Raw genomic sequence first — 13,592 nt, forward strand, 5'->3', positions numbered from 1 at the left:
CCTCGCGGGGAGCGGGGTCGCGCTCACGCGAAACGGAACACTTCACACATGGTATTGCCACTGGCCGCGCTCAGAAGCGGTCTCTCCCGTCATGGCGCGCTCGTTGCGGCCATCGGCGCCTTGCCGTTCGCCGGCGCTGCACAGGCGGCCCAGACGGAAGACAGCACGCAAACGCTTGCGCCCGTCGTCGTCACATCGACGCGCGCGCCGCAGCCGCTTGCCGAATCGATTCCGCAGACATCGCTTTTTGACGAGCAGGACATCGCCGATGCAAACACAAGCGACGCGCTCGGACTCGTCGCGCTCGCGCCCGGCGTGCAGATCACGCGCAACGGCGGACCGGGCTCGAACTCGGGGCTTTTCATACGCGGTGCGGCGTCGTCGCAATCGCTCGTGCTGATCGACGGCGTGCGCGTCGAATCGGCGTCGCTCGGCGCGGCACAGCTATCGCAATTGATGCTCGACCAGATCGGGCGCGTCGAGGTCGTGAACGGCAACGTGTCGGCGCTCTATGGATCGAATGCGATTGGCGGCGTCGTGCAGATCTTCACGAAGGAAGGCGAGGCGCATCCGCCGCGCTTCAACTTCGAGGCGGAGTACGGCAGCTATCACACGCAGCGGCAATCGGCGGGCGTGAGCGGCGCGCTCGACAAGGACGGCCGCACGACCTTCAGCGTGAACGTCTCGCGCGAGAAAACCGACGGCTTCTCGTCGATCGATCCGGGAATCGCGCCCGGCGCCAATCCGAACGCGAACGGCTATCTGAACGAGAGCGTCGCGGCGACGCTGCGTCACGAGTTCAGCGACAAGTGGGACGCGGGCGTGCGCTTCCTGCAATCGAACGGCATCAACAGTTTCGACGATGCCTATGGCCAGCCGACCGATATCAACGAAACGCACGATCGCGTGCGCTCGGCGTCGGTGTTCGCGAACGGCCGCGTCACGGATAACTGGACGACGCACTTCACGATCGCGCAGGGACAGGACCGCGCGAACATCGAGCAGAACGGCGTCTATACGAGCCGTTTCGATTCGGAGAACCGGCAATATACGTGGCAGAACGACGTGCGGATCAGCGACGCGCACAAGCTGCTCTTCGGCTACGAGCATCTCGATCAGACGCTCGATTCCGATCAGTTCAGCGCGCCCGACCGTCATGTGAATTCGATGTTCGCGGGTTACGTGGGGCACATCGGCGCGAACGAGTTGCAGGCGAATCTGCGCCGCGATCAGTATTCCGATTTCGGCGGCGCGAACAGCTACTATCTGGGCTACGCGTATAACTTCGACGCGCACTGGAAGGCGAGCGCGAGCTATTCGGCCTCGTTTCGCGCGCCGAGCTTCGACGATCTCTACTATCCGCTGAGCGGCAATCCGTCGATTCAGCCGGAGCGCAGTCATTCGGTCGAGGCGGCGTTGCAGTACGCATCGAATGCGCTCGGCGTGGTGCGCGTGACGCTTTTTCAGACGCGCTATTCGAATTTGATCGATTACGTGTCCGACGGCGGCTTCTACTATGTCGCGCAGAACGTCGGGCGCGCGAAGGTGCAGGGCATCGAGGGATCGTGGGCGGGGCACGTCGGCGCAACGGATGTGCGCGCGGGCGTCACGTTCCAGAATCCCGTCGACGAAACGAATCACGAGGATTTGACGCGGCGCGCGCGGCATTTCGCGACGCTGACGGCGCATCGCACGATCGGGCCGTGGCGCGTCGGTGGCGAATGGATCGTGAGCGGTCAACGCAGCGATTACGATTCGACGCTCGCGGGCTACGGCATCGTGAATCTGTCGGCGCGCTACGACATCTCGAAGTCGTGGTACGTCACGGCGCGCATCGACAACCTGTTCGACAAGGACTATGAACTTGCGTACTCGTACAACACGCCACGACGCGGCGCGTACATCACGTTGGGCTGGCATCCGTCGTGAGCCGCGTGGCTGAACGTCCGCGCGCGATGAACGCGAGCCGCGCCACCGCGATCTGGATCGCGCTCGGCGCAGCGACGCTCGTCGTGCTGGTCGCGTCGCTCGCGATGGGCAGCGTCGCGTTGCCCGTATCGCGCGCGATCGGCGCGCTCTTTCACGCGCACTCGGCGACGCCCGATATCGCCGATGACATCGTGCTGACCTTGCGTCTGCCGCGCGCGCTCGCGGGCTTCGCGTCGGGCGCATTGCTCGCGTTCGCCGGCGCGCTGCTGCAAGTGCTGTTGCGCAATCCGCTGGCGGAACCGTACGTGCTCGGCGTATCCGGCGGCGCGGCAACCTTCGCGCTTGCCGCGATGCTCGGGTCGCTGCCGTGGTGGGGCGTAGATATCGCGGCTTGCGCGGGCGCGTTCGCATCGATCGTTCTGGTCCTCGGACTCGCGCGCAAGGACTTGTGGCAAAGCGGACAGGACGCATCGCCGAGGCTCTTGCTGACGGGTGTCGTGATCGCATCGGGATGGGGCGCGCTCATCACGCTGATCCTGATCGTCGCGCCCGAGAACCGTTTGCGCGGCATGATCTTCTGGCTGACGGGCGATCTCAACGGCGCGGCGGCGCCATGGCCCGCGCTGATCGCGCTCGCCGTCGTGCTCGCGGTCATCGTTCCCGTCGCACCGCAACTGAACGTGCTCTTGCGCGGCGATACGACCGCGCGCGCGCTCGGCGTGCCGGTCGAGCGCTTGCGTCTGCGCGTGTATCTCGTCGCATCGATCGCGGCGGCGGCCGCCGTGACGACGGCGGGCACCATCGGCTTCGTCGGGCTCGTCGTGCCGCATCTGCTGCGCCTCGCGTTCGGCAACGATCAGCGCATGCTCGTGCCCGCCGCCGCGCTCGCGGGCGGACTCGCGGTGATGGCCGCCGATCTCGTCGCGCGCACGGTGATCGCGCCCGCGCAATTGCCGGTCGGCGTCGTCACGGCATTGATCGGCGTCCCGATGTTCCTGTGGATGCTGCTGCGGAGGCCGCGATGATTTTGCGGCTCGACGCCATCGTGCTTCGCGCGGGTAAGCGCACGCTCATCGACGGGCTCACGCAGTCGATCGAAGCGGGCGAAATGTGGTGCATCGCCGGGCCGAACGGCGCGGGCAAGACGACGCTCATCAACGTGCTCGCCGGGATTGCGAAAGCCGCATCGGGCAGCGTGTCGCTCGACGGCCGCGCGCTCGCGTCATGGCGCGCGACGGAACTCGCGCGCGCGCGCGCTTTGATGCCGCAAGCCGCGCACGACGCCTTCAGCGCGAGCGTGCTCGATACCGTGCTGCTCAACCGCTTTCCGCATCTCACCGGCTGGGGCTGGGAGAGCGACGAGGATCGCGCCGCCGCGTACGCCGCGCTCGAAACGTTGGGTCTCGCATCGTTCGCGTCGCGCGACGTGCTGACGCTTTCCGGCGGCGAACGCCAGCGTGTCGCGCTCGCCGCCGTGCTGTGCCAGAACGCGCCGCTGCTGTTGCTCGACGAACCGCTTTCGCATCTCGACCTGCATCATCAGATCGATTGCCTGCACGCGTTGCGCGACGCGGCGCGCGCGCACAAGCGCACCGTAATCTTCTCGTGCCACGATCTGAATCTCGCGCGCCGTTTCGCGACGCACGCGCTTCTGCTCGACGGGAACGGCGGCGCTCATGCGGGACTCGTCGCCGACGTGCTCACGGCCGAACGCGCCAGCGCCGCATTCGGCTATCCGCTCGCGTTGATTCGCGATGGCGAGCACGAAGCGCTCGTGCCTTCCATCCCTCGCTCATGAAAGGAATTCCGATGTCCACGAATAACGGCATCCCGATGCCCCGCGCGCTCGACCGCGCCATCGAAGGCGAACTGCGCCGCATCATCGACACGAAGACGAAGCCGCCCGGCAGTCTCGGGCGGCTCGAAGACATCGCGCTGCAAATGGGCCTGATTCAACGCACGGCGAAGCCGCGCATCGAGCGTCCCGCGATGATCGTCTTCGCGGGCGATCACGGCATCGCGAAAGAGGGCGTGAGCTCGTATCCGCAGGAAGTGACCGCGCAGATGGTCGCGAATTTTCTGGCGGGCGGCGCTGCGATCAACGCGCTGTCGCGCTCGGTCGGCATGACGCTCGAAGTCGTCGATGCGGGCGTCGCGACGCCGATTCCCATCGATCATGGATACGAGCGTCTGTCGCTCGGGCTCGGCACGCGCAACTTCGCGCACGAACGCGCGATGTCGCGCGAGACCGCGCTCGAAGGCATCGCGCGCGGCGCGGCGCGCGTGCGGCATCACGCGTCGCTCGGCACGAACGTGATCGGCTTCGGCGAAATGGGCATCGCGAATACGTCGGCGGCGGCATGTTTGATGAGCCGTCTGTGCGTTCTTTCGATCGACGAGTGCGTCGGGCGCGGCACCGGTCTCGACGAGCGAGGACTCGCGCACAAGCGCGAGGTGCTGTCTAAAGCGCTCGCGCTGCATCGCGATGAAGGCGATGCGATCGACACGCTCGCGACCTTCGGCGGCTTCGAAATCGCGATGATGACGGGCGCGTATCTCGCCGCCGCGTGCGCGGGCATGACGATACTCGTCGATGGTTTCATCGCGACTTCCGCGTTGCTGGTTGCATCGAAGATGGCGCCTGACGTGCTCGACTATTGCGTGTTCGCGCATGCATCGAACGAGACGGGGCATCGCCGGATGCTCGCGCATTTCGGTGCCGCGCCGCTGCTGCAACTCGAGTTGCGTCTGGGCGAAGGCACGGGCGCGGCGCTCGCGTTGCCGATCCTGCGCGCGGCCGTCGCGTTCGTCGACGAAATGGCGAGCTTCGAGTCGGCGGGCGTCTCGAATAAAGCCGACTGAGATGCGCCCGCTCGACGAACTGCGCTATTTCTTCACCGCGCTCGGCTATTTCACGCGCGTGCCGGTGCCGCGCTGGGTCGGCTTCGAGCGCGACTATCTGAACGCGGCGGCGCGCTATTTTCCGCTCGTCGGCGCGATGGTCGGCGGCGTCGCGGCGCTGGTGTATCTCGCGGCGTTGCGCGTGTTTCCGGCGGGCATCGCGGTGCTGCTTTCGATGGCCGCGACGCTCGTCTTGACCGGCGCGTTTCACGAAGACGGACTCGCCGATTGCGTCGATGCCTTCGGCGGCGCATACACGCGCGAGGACGCGTTACGCATCATGCACGACTCGCGCATCGGCGCGTTCGGCGCGATTGCGTTGATGATCGCGCTCGCGCTGAAATGGCAGACGCTCGCCGCATTGCCGCCGCAACGCGTCGCGTGGACGATGATCGCCGCGCACGCCGCGAGCCGCGCGTTCGCAATCAGCTATCTCGTCACGCTCGATTACGTGCGCGCCGAAGGCAAGGCGAAGCCGGTCGCGCAGCGCATGAGCGTGTCGTCGTTCGCGCTGGCGCTCGCGTTCGGCCTGCCGTGGCTCTTCGTGACCGACTGGAAGCTCGCGTGCGTGACGATCGTCGCGCTGATCGTTCTGCGCTTGTTCATCGGACGGTACTTCGTGCGGCGCATTGGCGGTTACACGGGCGATTGCCTCGGTTTCGCGCAGCAAGTGTTCGAGATCGCGATCTATCTCATAGGGCTCGCATGGATCTCGTCCTGATCCGGCATCCGGAAGTCGCCGTCGATGCGGGCGTTTGCTACGGGCAAACCGATGTGCCTTTGCAGCGCGATGCGCGCGAATCGGCGAGCGCGTTGACGGCGCGCATGAAGGCGCTGAACGTGCCCCCATGCGTCGATGGATGGCACGCGAGTCCGCTCGTGCGTTGCGCTTCGATCGCGCGTGCGCTGGGCGGCGACGTTCATCTCGACGCACGTCTGGCCGAAATGCACTTCGGCGCGTGGGAAGGGCGCGCGTGGGACGCGATCGATCGCGCGCTGATCGATGCATGGGCCGACGATATCGCCCATGCGCGTCCGCACGGCGGCGAGAGTCTCGCGCAGTTCGCGCATCGCGTGATCGCGTGGTTCGATGCGACGTGTGTCGATGAACGGGCCGTGCATGTCGTCGCGCATGCGGGCGTCGTGCGCGTGCTTGCTGCGCATCTGCTCGGCGTCGCGCGTGAATCGGCGTTGCAATGGCCGCTCGATTTCGGCGGGATCGCGTGGTTCAGGCGCGTGCGCGGGCAGTGGCTGCTTGTGCGGTGGAACGCCTGACTACTTCGTCCTCCGCTCGCGCGCGATTTCCAAATCGCGGCACAGCTCATCCGCGCCCAGCGCAAGCCGCGGCGTCGGCCGATTGATGAGATCGCCGTCGATGCCGAAAAGATTGCCGCGCGCCACCGCCGTCATCGATGTCCAGCGCCGCCATCTTTCGAGCGCGGGCAACGGGCGATCGGGCTTCGTCGCGCCGGGTGTCGCCGTGACGATCGCTTCCGGATTCGCCGCGAGCACGGCTTCGGTCGATATCGTCGGCACGCGCGGTTTCTCGGCTGCGAACACGTTCGCGCCGCCGCACAAGCCGATCACTTCGTCGAAAACGTTGTCGCGATTGAGCGTCATCAACGGATCGTCCCACACCTGATAGAACACGCTCACGCGCGGCCGTTCCGCGTAACGCGCACGCAATCGCGCAATCGCGCGCGTGAAGGCATCGGACGCGGCGCGTGCCTCATTCTGCGTGCCGAGCAGCGCGCCGAGCTTGCCGATGCTCGCCGCGATATCGTCGAGATGCTTCGGCTCGCTGAAATAGATCGGCACGCCGAGCGCCTGCAGCCGATCCATCTGACGCGCCGCATTTCCATGCCGCCACACGACGATCAGATCCGGATGCAACGCGACGATGCGTTCGAGATCGAGCGCCTTGTTGTCGCCGACGCGGGCAATCGCCTGCGCCTCTTTCGGATAATCGCTATACGTCACCGCGCCGACGACGCGCGCGCCGCCGCCCGCCGCGAACAGCAACTCGGTCACATGCGGCGCGAGACTGACGACACGTTCGGCGGGCTTCGCGAGCGTGACGGACGCGCCGCTGTCATCGACGACGGTGATCGCATGCGCTTGCGTCACCGCGAAGCCGATCAGCAGGGCAATCGCACGGCACAACCTCACGCGCAAATCTCCCGCAGCGCGAGCGACAGGCGCGCCCAGTCGCCTTCCGCGCCTGGCAATCCGATGCGCAGGCTCGGCGTCATGCCGGGCGGATCGAAAAGACGCGTCCAGATGCCGCGCAACGCGAGCGCGTGTTGCAGTTCGGGCGCTTTCGGCGTCGCTGTCCACGCGAAAAGCGGCGTCGCGCGCACGTCGAAACCGTAGATCGCGATCGATGCGGCAAGGCGCGCGCCATCGCGATGCAGACGCTCGCGCATTTCGCGCTGCCACGCGATATCGGCGAAAGCGGCGGCGACCGCATGTCGCGCCGGGCCGCTCACGGTCCATGCGCCGAGCGCGTCGCGCAACGCGTCGGCGAGCGCGGGCGCGGCCAGCACGAAACCCGCGCGAATGCCCGCGAGCCCGAAAAACTTGCCGACCGAGCGCAGCACGACGAGCCCGTCGTGCGCCGTCTCGCTCGCCAGCGACGATGCGGGATCGGTATCGGCGAACGCTTCATCGACGATCAGCGTGCCGCCGCGCGAGGCGAGCTGTTCGTGCCAGGAAAGCAGCGTGTCGGGCGCGACGCGCTCGGCCGTCGGATTGTTCGGATTGGCGACGATGACGTGATCGAACGTATCGGGCAAATCGTGCTTCGTGATGTCGAGCGTGGCGATCGCGTGGCCCGCGCGTGCGAACGCGGGCGCGTATTCGCCGTACGTGAGCGGCGCGACGGCCGCCGTGCCGCGGCGCAAAAGCGCGGGCAACGCGCGTATCGCCGCCTGCGATCCCGCCACCGGCAACGCGAGCGGCGCGCCGTAGTAGCGCGCGGCGTCTTCGGCGAGGCCGTCGTCGTCTTCGGGCAGGCGCCGCCACGCATCGGGCGCGACGGGCGGCACCGGATAGCCGTGCGGATTGATGCCGGTCGACAGATCGAGCCAGTCATCGAGAGATATCGCGTAGCGGCGCGCGGCCTCGCGCAGATTGCCGCCGTGCCGGATGGATTGCGTCATGTCAGTCAGCCACTCGTCGTTACGCTCAGAACCGCGATCATCAATAGCACCGCGAGCCACATCAATGTCGCGCGCTCGACGAGCCGCAACGCCGCGACGACATGCTTCGCCGTCGCCGGATGGCCCGCGCCGAGCGTCGGACGCGTTTCGAGCACGCCGTGGTACACCGCCGCGCCGCCGATCAGCACGTTGAGACTGCCGGCCCCCGAGGCCATTACCGGCCCCGCGTTCGGGCTATCCCACGAGCGCGCCTGCGTGCGCCAGCAGTGCCACGCCATGTGCGTGTCGCCGGCGAGCGCGTAGGTCGCGGCCGTGAGGCGCGCGGGGATGAAGTTGAGCACATCGTCGAAGCGCGCGGCCGCCCAGCCGAAACGCAGAAAGCGCGGCGTGCGATAACCCCACATCGCGTCGAGCGTGTTGGCGAGGCGGAACATCAGCGCGCCGGGGCCGCCCGCGACCGCGAACCAGAAGAGCGCGCCGAAGATCGCATCGTTGCCGTTTTCCAGCGCCGATTCGACCGCCGCGCGCGAGAGCGCGTTTTCATCGGCTTGGGATGTATCGCGCGACACGATGCGCGACGTCAGCACGCGCGCGTGATCGATATCGCCGAAACTCAACGCGCGAGCGATCGGCGCGATGTGCTGGCGCAGGCTTTTCGCGCCGAGGGCGAACCAGAGCAGCAGAACATGCACGAGACACGCATACGCGAACGGCAGCGCGCCGACCAGAAACCACGCGATGCCGACCGGCGGCGCGACCAGCGCGAACCACGCGAGGATGCCCGCCGGCCGCGCGCGAAAGCCGGTGTTCACGCGCGCTTCGAGCTTCGTCGCGAGATTGCCGAAGCCGACGAGCGGATGCCGCGCGCGCGGCTCGCCTAAGATGCGATCGACGATCACGCCGAGCACGGCGAGAAGCGCCATTGCGTAGGCGGAGAGAAGGAGCATCGCGCTAACCCTTGAGCGCGAGCGGAAGGCCCGCGACCATCAGCGTCGCGCGTGTGCTCGCGGCCGCGACGCGCTGATTCAGCCGGCCGAGTTCATCGACATAAAGACGCGTGACGGAGCCGAGCGGCACGACGCCCAGCCCGATTTCGTTGCTCACGACGATCACTTTGCCTTTCGTCTGCCCGAGCGTTGCGTCGAATTGCGCGAAGGCATCGCGGGCGCTGTCGGGCAGAACGGCGATTTCGTCGCTCATCGCTTCTTTCGAAAAAAGCAGATTCGCGAGCCACAGCGTCAGGCAGTCGATCAGCACGCAATGTCCCGCGCGATCCGCTTCGCGCAACGCGCCCGCGAGATCGAGCGGCGCTTCGACGAGCGTCCAGTGTGCGGGCCGGCGCCCGCGATGCAGCTTCACGCGTTCGGCGAACTCCGCGTCGCCGACGCGCGCAGTCGCGATATACGTCACGGGCAGGCCGCTTTCGGCGGCGAGCCGTTCGGCGTGCGCGCTCTTGCCGGAGCGTGCGCCGCCGAGGATGAAAGTGAGGTCGGGGGTCATCGCGATATTGTACTGACGGGCTAAGATAGCGCGTCGCTCTTCATGAGAATCCTCCGATGCCATTCACGCCACGCGGCACGCTGATGATCCAGGGCACGACGTCCGATGCCGGCAAAAGCACGCTCGTCGCCGGATTGTGCCGCCTCGCCCGGCGCGGCGGCGTGCGCGTCGCGCCGTTCAAGCCGCAGAACATGGCGCTCAATAGCGCAGTGACCGTCGATGGCGGCGAGATCGGCCGCGCGCAGGCGCTTCAGGCGATCGCGGCGGGCGTCGATGCGCGCATCGACTTCAATCCGGTCCTGCTCAAGCCGACGAGCGATCGCGGCGCGCAGGTCATCATCCACGGTCACGCGCACGCGAACCTCGACGCGCGCGCGTATCACGCGTACAAGCGCATCGCGTTCGACGCCGTGCTCGCGTCGTACGAGCGCTTGCAGAAGGACTTCGACGCGGTGATCGTCGAAGGCGCGGGCAGTCCCGCCGAAATCAATCTGCGCGACGGCGATATCGCCAACATGGGCTTCGCGGAGCGCGTCGATTGCCCGGTCGTGCTCGTCGCCGATATCGATCGCGGCGGCGTGTTCGCGCATCTCGTCGGCACGCTCGCGTGTTTGTCGGAGAGCGAAAGGGCGCGCGTTCGCGGCTTCGTCATCAACCGGTTTCGCGGGGATATCGGCTTGTTGAAGCCGGGGCTCGACTGGCTGGAAGCGCAGACGGGCAAGCCGGTGTTCGGCGTGCTGCCGTATCTGCACGGCCTGACGCTCGACGCCGAGGACATGCTGCCGAGCCAGCCGCACACGCGGGGCGATGCACCCGCGCTGAAGGTGATCGTGCCGGCGCTGCCGCGCATCAGCAATCACACGGATTTCGATGCGCTGCGGGCGCATCGTCAGATCGACTTCAGCTATGTGCGCGCGGGCGTTGCGCCGCCGCCCGCCGATCTGATCGTGCTGCCCGGTTCGAAGAGCGTGCAGCGCGATCTCGCATGGCTGCGCGAAAACGGCTGGGATCGCGCGATCGAACGGCATCTGCGATACGGCGGCAAGGTGCTCGGCATATGCGGCGGCATGCAGATGCTCGGACGCGAGATCGACGATCCCGATGGCGTCGAAGGCGCGGCGGGGTGCGTGGGCGGCCTCGGGCTGCTCGATCTCTCGACCGTGCTAACGCCGCAGAAGCAACTGGAGAATGTCACCGGACGGTTGACCATCGGCGATGCCAAAGCGCCCGTGCGCGGCTATGAAATCCACATGGGCCGCACGCGCGGACCGGCGCTCGCGCGGCCGCTGGTCGCGCTGGACGGCGGGCGTGTCGACGGCGCGGTATCGGATGACGGCCAGATCGCCGCGACGTATCTGCACGGCGTTTTCGATACGCCCGAAGCCTGCGCCGCGCTGCTCGCATGGGCGGGCGTAAAAGACGCCGAGCTGCTCGATTATCCGGCGCTGCGCGAGGCGTCGCTGGATCGCCTCGCCGATTCGTTCGCGCAGTCGCTCGATCTGGACGCGCTACAAGCTGCCTTCGGTCAATAAAGAATCATCTGCGTGCAACGGAACATGGCGATCAGCTTGCCGTCGCCGTTCGTGACCGTCGCGTCCCACACCTGCGTGCTGCGCCCGAGGTGCACGGCCGTCGCCTTCGCGACGATCCTGCCTTCGCGCGCCGTCGAAACGTGGTTGCTCTTCAGTTCGAGCGTCGTGAAGTTCTGCGCCTTCTCCGGCAGATGCGCGATGCACGCGTAGCCGCAACACGTATCCGCGAGGCCGACGACCGTCGCCGCATGCAGAAAGCCATTCGGCGCGAGCAATTCCGGGCGGATCGTGAGTTCGCCGCTCAACTGGCCCTGATCGAGCGAGATCAGTTGCACGCCGAGCAGCTCGGGCAGGCGGCCTTTCTGGCGATTGCGAAGGAAATCGAGCGTGACATCGGGGCGAAGGGGCGTCATGAGCGTTCGGTCGGTTGAAATGGAGGAAGGCGTACGGCCGTTCGGGAGAGATGCCGGCCGCGCGAGTTTTGCCGATAATATCAACGCTCGAAATCATGCACCTGTTCTAGTCAAGACGAAATCGTGCGCGGCGCGGAAACACTGCGCGAGCGCGCCCAACAAAATCCAGGACACTTCATGACCGTGATCGTGGTGGCAAATCCTAAAGGCGGCGTCGGCAAAAGCACGCTCGCAACCAATCTGGCCGGCTATTTCGCGGCGCAAGGCGAATGGGTCGCGCTCGCGGATCTCGACAAGCAGCGCTCGTCGCACGCGTGGCTTTCGCTGCGCGTCGATATGCTGCCGAAGATCGAGGAATGGGCCGTCGACGTCGATTCTCCCGCGAAGCCGCCCAAAGGTCTGGAGAAAGCCGTCGTCGATACGCCCGCCGGCGTGCACGGCAACCGCCTGTCGCTCGCGCTGGATCTCGCCGATAAAGTGATCGTGCCGCTCCAGCCGTCGATGTTCGACATCCTCGCGACGCAGGACTTTCTCACGCGGCTATCGAAGGAGAAGGCGGTGAGGAAGGGCGCGATTCAGGTCGGCGTGGTCGGCATGCGCGTCGATGCACGCACGCGCTCGGCCGAACAGTTGCATCGTTTCGTCGAAGGACTCGATTTGCCGGTGCTCGGCTTCTTGCGCGATACGCAGAACTACGTGCAGCTCGCCGCGCACGGCCTCACGATCTGGGACGTGGCCAAAAGCCGCGTCGAAAAGGATCTGGAGCAGTGGGAGCCGATCATCGACTGGGTGTCGAAGAAATGAAAAAAGCCGGCGTCCGTTGAGGAACGCCGGCTTCGTCGGACGAAAACCGCCCGGAAATCAGGTCCAGTTCTGCGTCGGGACGTGATCGCGGCTGCCCTTGATGCGATTGTCCTCGTCGACGAACACGAGGTTCGGCTTCCAGCCCGCCTTGATCTCTTCCTCGTCGACTTGCGCGAACGCCGCGATGATGACGAGATCGCCGAGTTGCGCGCGGCGCGCCGCCGAGCCGTTCAGCGAAATCATGCCGCTGCCGCGCTCGCCCTTGATCGCGTACGTGGTCAGGCGCTCGCCGTTGTTCACGTTCCAGATGTCGATCTGCTCGTTTTCCATCAGGTTCGCGGCGTCGAGCAGGTCTTCGTCGATCGCGCACGAGCCTTCGTAATGCAATTCGCAATGCGTGACCGTCGCGCGGTGAATCTTCGATTTCAACAAGGTGCGCTGCATGATGCTTCCTTCCTTCAGATTTCCAGATTGTCGATGAGACGCGTCGCGCCGAGCTTGGCCGCCGCGACCACGACGAGCGGCGCGTCGGTTTCGTCGGCGCCCGGCGCGATCAGGTTCGAGCGTTTGCGCACGCTGATGTAGTCCGGCTTCCAGCCGCGGTCGGCGAGCGCGTTCATCGCGTCGCGTTCGAGTGCGGCGATATCGCGATTGCCCGACAGCACGGCTTCGCGCACGCGCTGCAACGCGGCGGCGAGCTGCGGCGCTTCGGCGCGCTCGTCGGCGGACAGGAAGCGGTTGCGCGACGACAGCGCGAGGCCGTCTTCATCGCGCACGGTTTCCGCCGCGACGATTTCCGTCGGCAGCGCGAACTGATGGCACATGGCGCGCACGATCATCAACTGTTGATAATCCTTCTTGCCGAACACCGCGACGCGCGGCTGCACGCACGACATCAGTTTCATGACGACGGTGCACACGCCCGTGAAAAAGCCGGGGCGGAATTCGCCTTCGAGAATGTCGCCGAGATTGTGCGGCGGATGCACGCGATACTCCTGCGGCTCCGGATACATGTCCGTCTCGGTCGGCGCGAACAGCACGTAGACGTTCTCCTTCTGCAGCTTTTCGATGTCGTCCTGCAGCGTGCGCGGATATTTGTCGAAATCTTCGTTCGGGCCGAACTGCAGACGATTCACGAAAATGCTCGCGACCACGGGATCGCCGTGCTGGCGCGCGAGACGCATCAGGGAGAGATGGCCTTCGTGGAGGTTGCCCATCGTCGGGACGAAGGCGGTTCGGTTCTGGCCGCGCAACTGGTCGCGCAGTTCGTGGATGGAGCTGATGACTTTCATCGAGCGGGTGTCTCCTGTCGAGCGGCCGGTGCGCCGCCACGCGGAAAAAGATAAGAAAGA

15 protein-coding genes are annotated in these 13,592 nt (G+C 66.2%); 8 read left to right on the forward strand and 7 right to left on the reverse strand.

Features of this window, described 5'->3' with window-relative positions; translation table 11 throughout:
• The first annotated feature begins 48 nt into the window (after nt 1–48).
• The 6 genes from LDZ23_RS02930 to LDZ23_RS02955 are packed head-to-tail and all read left to right on the forward strand — an operon-like array spanning nt 49 to nt 6,105.
• Entirely contained in the window at nt 49–1,929 is a 1,881-nt protein-coding gene (locus LDZ23_RS02930; RefSeq protein WP_244807762.1) for a TonB-dependent receptor domain-containing protein, read from the forward strand.
• Nucleotides 1,926–2,954: a FecCD family ABC transporter permease gene (locus LDZ23_RS02935; RefSeq protein ID WP_425306892.1), complete on the forward strand. Its 1,029-nt coding sequence runs from the start codon at nt 1,926–1,928 to the stop codon at nt 2,952–2,954. The genes LDZ23_RS02930 and LDZ23_RS02935 overlap by 4 nt, the downstream gene beginning before the upstream one ends.
• Nucleotides 2,951–3,727 carry an ABC transporter ATP-binding protein gene (locus tag LDZ23_RS02940; protein ID WP_244807763.1) on the forward strand — a complete coding sequence of 259 codons (777 nt, stop codon included), beginning with the start codon at nt 2,951–2,953 and terminating at the stop codon, nt 3,725–3,727. The genes LDZ23_RS02935 and LDZ23_RS02940 overlap by 4 nt, the downstream gene beginning before the upstream one ends.
• An 11-nt stretch (nt 3,728–3,738) precedes the next feature.
• A complete protein-coding gene (gene cobT / locus LDZ23_RS02945) occupies nt 3,739–4,791 on the forward strand; it encodes a nicotinate-nucleotide--dimethylbenzimidazole phosphoribosyltransferase (RefSeq protein WP_244807764.1) in 1,053 nt (350 codons plus the stop codon).
• Between the two features lies 1 nt (nt 4,792).
• On the forward strand, nt 4,793–5,551 hold the full coding sequence (locus LDZ23_RS02950; protein WP_244807765.1) for an adenosylcobinamide-GDP ribazoletransferase: 759 nt from the start codon (nt 4,793–4,795) through the stop codon (nt 5,549–5,551).
• Nucleotides 5,536–6,105: a histidine phosphatase family protein gene (locus tag LDZ23_RS02955; RefSeq protein ID WP_244807766.1), complete on the forward strand. Its 570-nt coding sequence runs from the start codon at nt 5,536–5,538 to the stop codon at nt 6,103–6,105. Before LDZ23_RS02950 ends, LDZ23_RS02955 begins: the two co-directional genes overlap by 16 nt.
• Here the strand turns inward: LDZ23_RS02955 and LDZ23_RS02960 are convergent, their stop codons facing one another.
• The 4 genes from LDZ23_RS02960 to cobU are packed head-to-tail and all read right to left on the reverse strand — an operon-like array spanning nt 6,106 to nt 9,491.
• Nucleotides 6,106–6,999, reverse strand: coding sequence for a cobalamin-binding protein (locus tag LDZ23_RS02960; RefSeq protein ID WP_244807767.1), 894 nt, complete (start codon nt 6,997–6,999; stop codon nt 6,106–6,108).
• Nucleotides 6,996–7,991 (reverse strand): threonine-phosphate decarboxylase CobD, encoded by a 996-nt coding sequence (cobD, locus tag LDZ23_RS02965; protein WP_244807768.1) that lies wholly within the window; start codon nt 7,989–7,991, stop codon nt 6,996–6,998. Before cobD ends, LDZ23_RS02960 begins: the two co-directional genes overlap by 4 nt.
• A gap of 5 nt (nt 7,992–7,996) precedes the next feature.
• Nucleotides 7,997–8,938: an adenosylcobinamide-phosphate synthase CbiB gene (gene cbiB, locus LDZ23_RS02970; RefSeq protein ID WP_244807769.1), complete on the reverse strand. Its 942-nt coding sequence runs from the start codon at nt 8,936–8,938 to the stop codon at nt 7,997–7,999.
• A gap of 4 nt (nt 8,939–8,942) precedes the next feature.
• A complete protein-coding gene (cobU, locus tag LDZ23_RS02975; protein ID WP_244807770.1) occupies nt 8,943–9,491 on the reverse strand; it encodes a bifunctional adenosylcobinamide kinase/adenosylcobinamide-phosphate guanylyltransferase in 549 nt (182 codons plus the stop codon).
• Nucleotides 9,492–9,547: 56 nt separating this feature from the next.
• Between cobU and LDZ23_RS02980 the strand changes: the two genes are divergently transcribed.
• On the forward strand, nt 9,548–11,023 hold the full coding sequence (locus tag LDZ23_RS02980) for a cobyric acid synthase (protein ID WP_244807771.1): 1,476 nt from the start codon (nt 9,548–9,550) through the stop codon (nt 11,021–11,023).
• On the opposite strand, the gene LDZ23_RS02985 is transcribed toward LDZ23_RS02980, so the two are convergent.
• On the reverse strand, nt 11,017–11,436 hold the full coding sequence (locus LDZ23_RS02985) for a PaaI family thioesterase (RefSeq protein ID WP_034472911.1): 420 nt from the start codon (nt 11,434–11,436) through the stop codon (nt 11,017–11,019). The two genes, LDZ23_RS02980 and LDZ23_RS02985, sit on opposite strands and share 7 nt — an antisense overlap.
• A 177-nt stretch (nt 11,437–11,613) precedes the next feature.
• Here LDZ23_RS02985 and LDZ23_RS02990 point away from each other — a divergent pair, with 177 nt between their 5' ends.
• Complete coding sequence (locus LDZ23_RS02990; protein WP_008351074.1) at nt 11,614–12,240, forward strand: ParA family protein; 627 nt, start codon at nt 11,614–11,616, stop codon at nt 12,238–12,240.
• A gap of 57 nt (nt 12,241–12,297) precedes the next feature.
• On the opposite strand, the gene panD is transcribed toward LDZ23_RS02990, so the two are convergent.
• Nucleotides 12,298–12,684 (reverse strand): aspartate 1-decarboxylase, encoded by a 387-nt coding sequence (panD, locus tag LDZ23_RS02995; RefSeq protein WP_008351073.1) that lies wholly within the window; start codon nt 12,682–12,684, stop codon nt 12,298–12,300.
• 14 nt (nt 12,685–12,698) lie between these two features.
• The gene (panC, locus tag LDZ23_RS03000; RefSeq protein ID WP_008351071.1) at nt 12,699–13,532 is read right to left on the reverse strand and encodes a pantoate--beta-alanine ligase; all 834 of its coding nucleotides are present in this window, start codon (nt 13,530–13,532) and stop codon (nt 12,699–12,701) included.
• Nucleotides 13,533–13,592: the final 60 nt, after the last annotated feature.

This window comes from Caballeronia zhejiangensis (assembly GCF_022879815.1).
Taxonomy (GTDB): Bacteria; Pseudomonadota; Gammaproteobacteria; order Burkholderiales; family Burkholderiaceae; genus Caballeronia; species Caballeronia zhejiangensis.

Excerpts from the sequence above, each read along its gene's own strand:
- LDZ23_RS02940 (WP_244807763.1), top strand. The coding sequence starts at position 2,951 with ATGATTTTGCGGCTCGACGCCATCGTGCTTCGCGCGGGTAAGCGCACG.
- LDZ23_RS02955 (WP_244807766.1), top strand. The coding sequence starts at position 5,536 with ATGGATCTCGTCCTGATCCGGCATCCGGAAGTCGCCGTCGATGCGGGC.
- cobD (WP_244807768.1), bottom strand. The coding sequence starts at position 7,991 with ATGACGCAATCCATCCGGCACGGCGGCAATCTGCGCGAGGCCGCGCGC.
- panC (WP_008351071.1), bottom strand. The coding sequence starts at position 13,532 with ATGAAAGTCATCAGCTCCATCCACGAACTGCGCGACCAGTTGCGCGGC.
- LDZ23_RS02990 (WP_008351074.1), top strand. The coding sequence starts at position 11,614 with ATGACCGTGATCGTGGTGGCAAATCCTAAAGGCGGCGTCGGCAAAAGC.
- LDZ23_RS02985 (WP_034472911.1), bottom strand. The coding sequence starts at position 11,436 with ATGACGCCCCTTCGCCCCGATGTCACGCTCGATTTCCTTCGCAATCGC.
- panD (WP_008351073.1), bottom strand. The coding sequence starts at position 12,684 with ATGCAGCGCACCTTGTTGAAATCGAAGATTCACCGCGCGACGGTCACG.
- LDZ23_RS02950 (WP_244807765.1), top strand. The coding sequence starts at position 4,793 with ATGCGCCCGCTCGACGAACTGCGCTATTTCTTCACCGCGCTCGGCTAT.
- cbiB (WP_244807769.1), bottom strand. The coding sequence starts at position 8,938 with ATGCTCCTTCTCTCCGCCTACGCAATGGCGCTTCTCGCCGTGCTCGGC.
- LDZ23_RS02930 (WP_244807762.1), top strand. The coding sequence starts at position 49 with ATGGTATTGCCACTGGCCGCGCTCAGAAGCGGTCTCTCCCGTCATGGC.
- cobU (WP_244807770.1), bottom strand. The coding sequence starts at position 9,491 with ATGACCCCCGACCTCACTTTCATCCTCGGCGGCGCACGCTCCGGCAAG.
- cobT (WP_244807764.1), top strand. The coding sequence starts at position 3,739 with ATGTCCACGAATAACGGCATCCCGATGCCCCGCGCGCTCGACCGCGCC.
- LDZ23_RS02980 (WP_244807771.1), top strand. The coding sequence starts at position 9,548 with ATGCCATTCACGCCACGCGGCACGCTGATGATCCAGGGCACGACGTCC.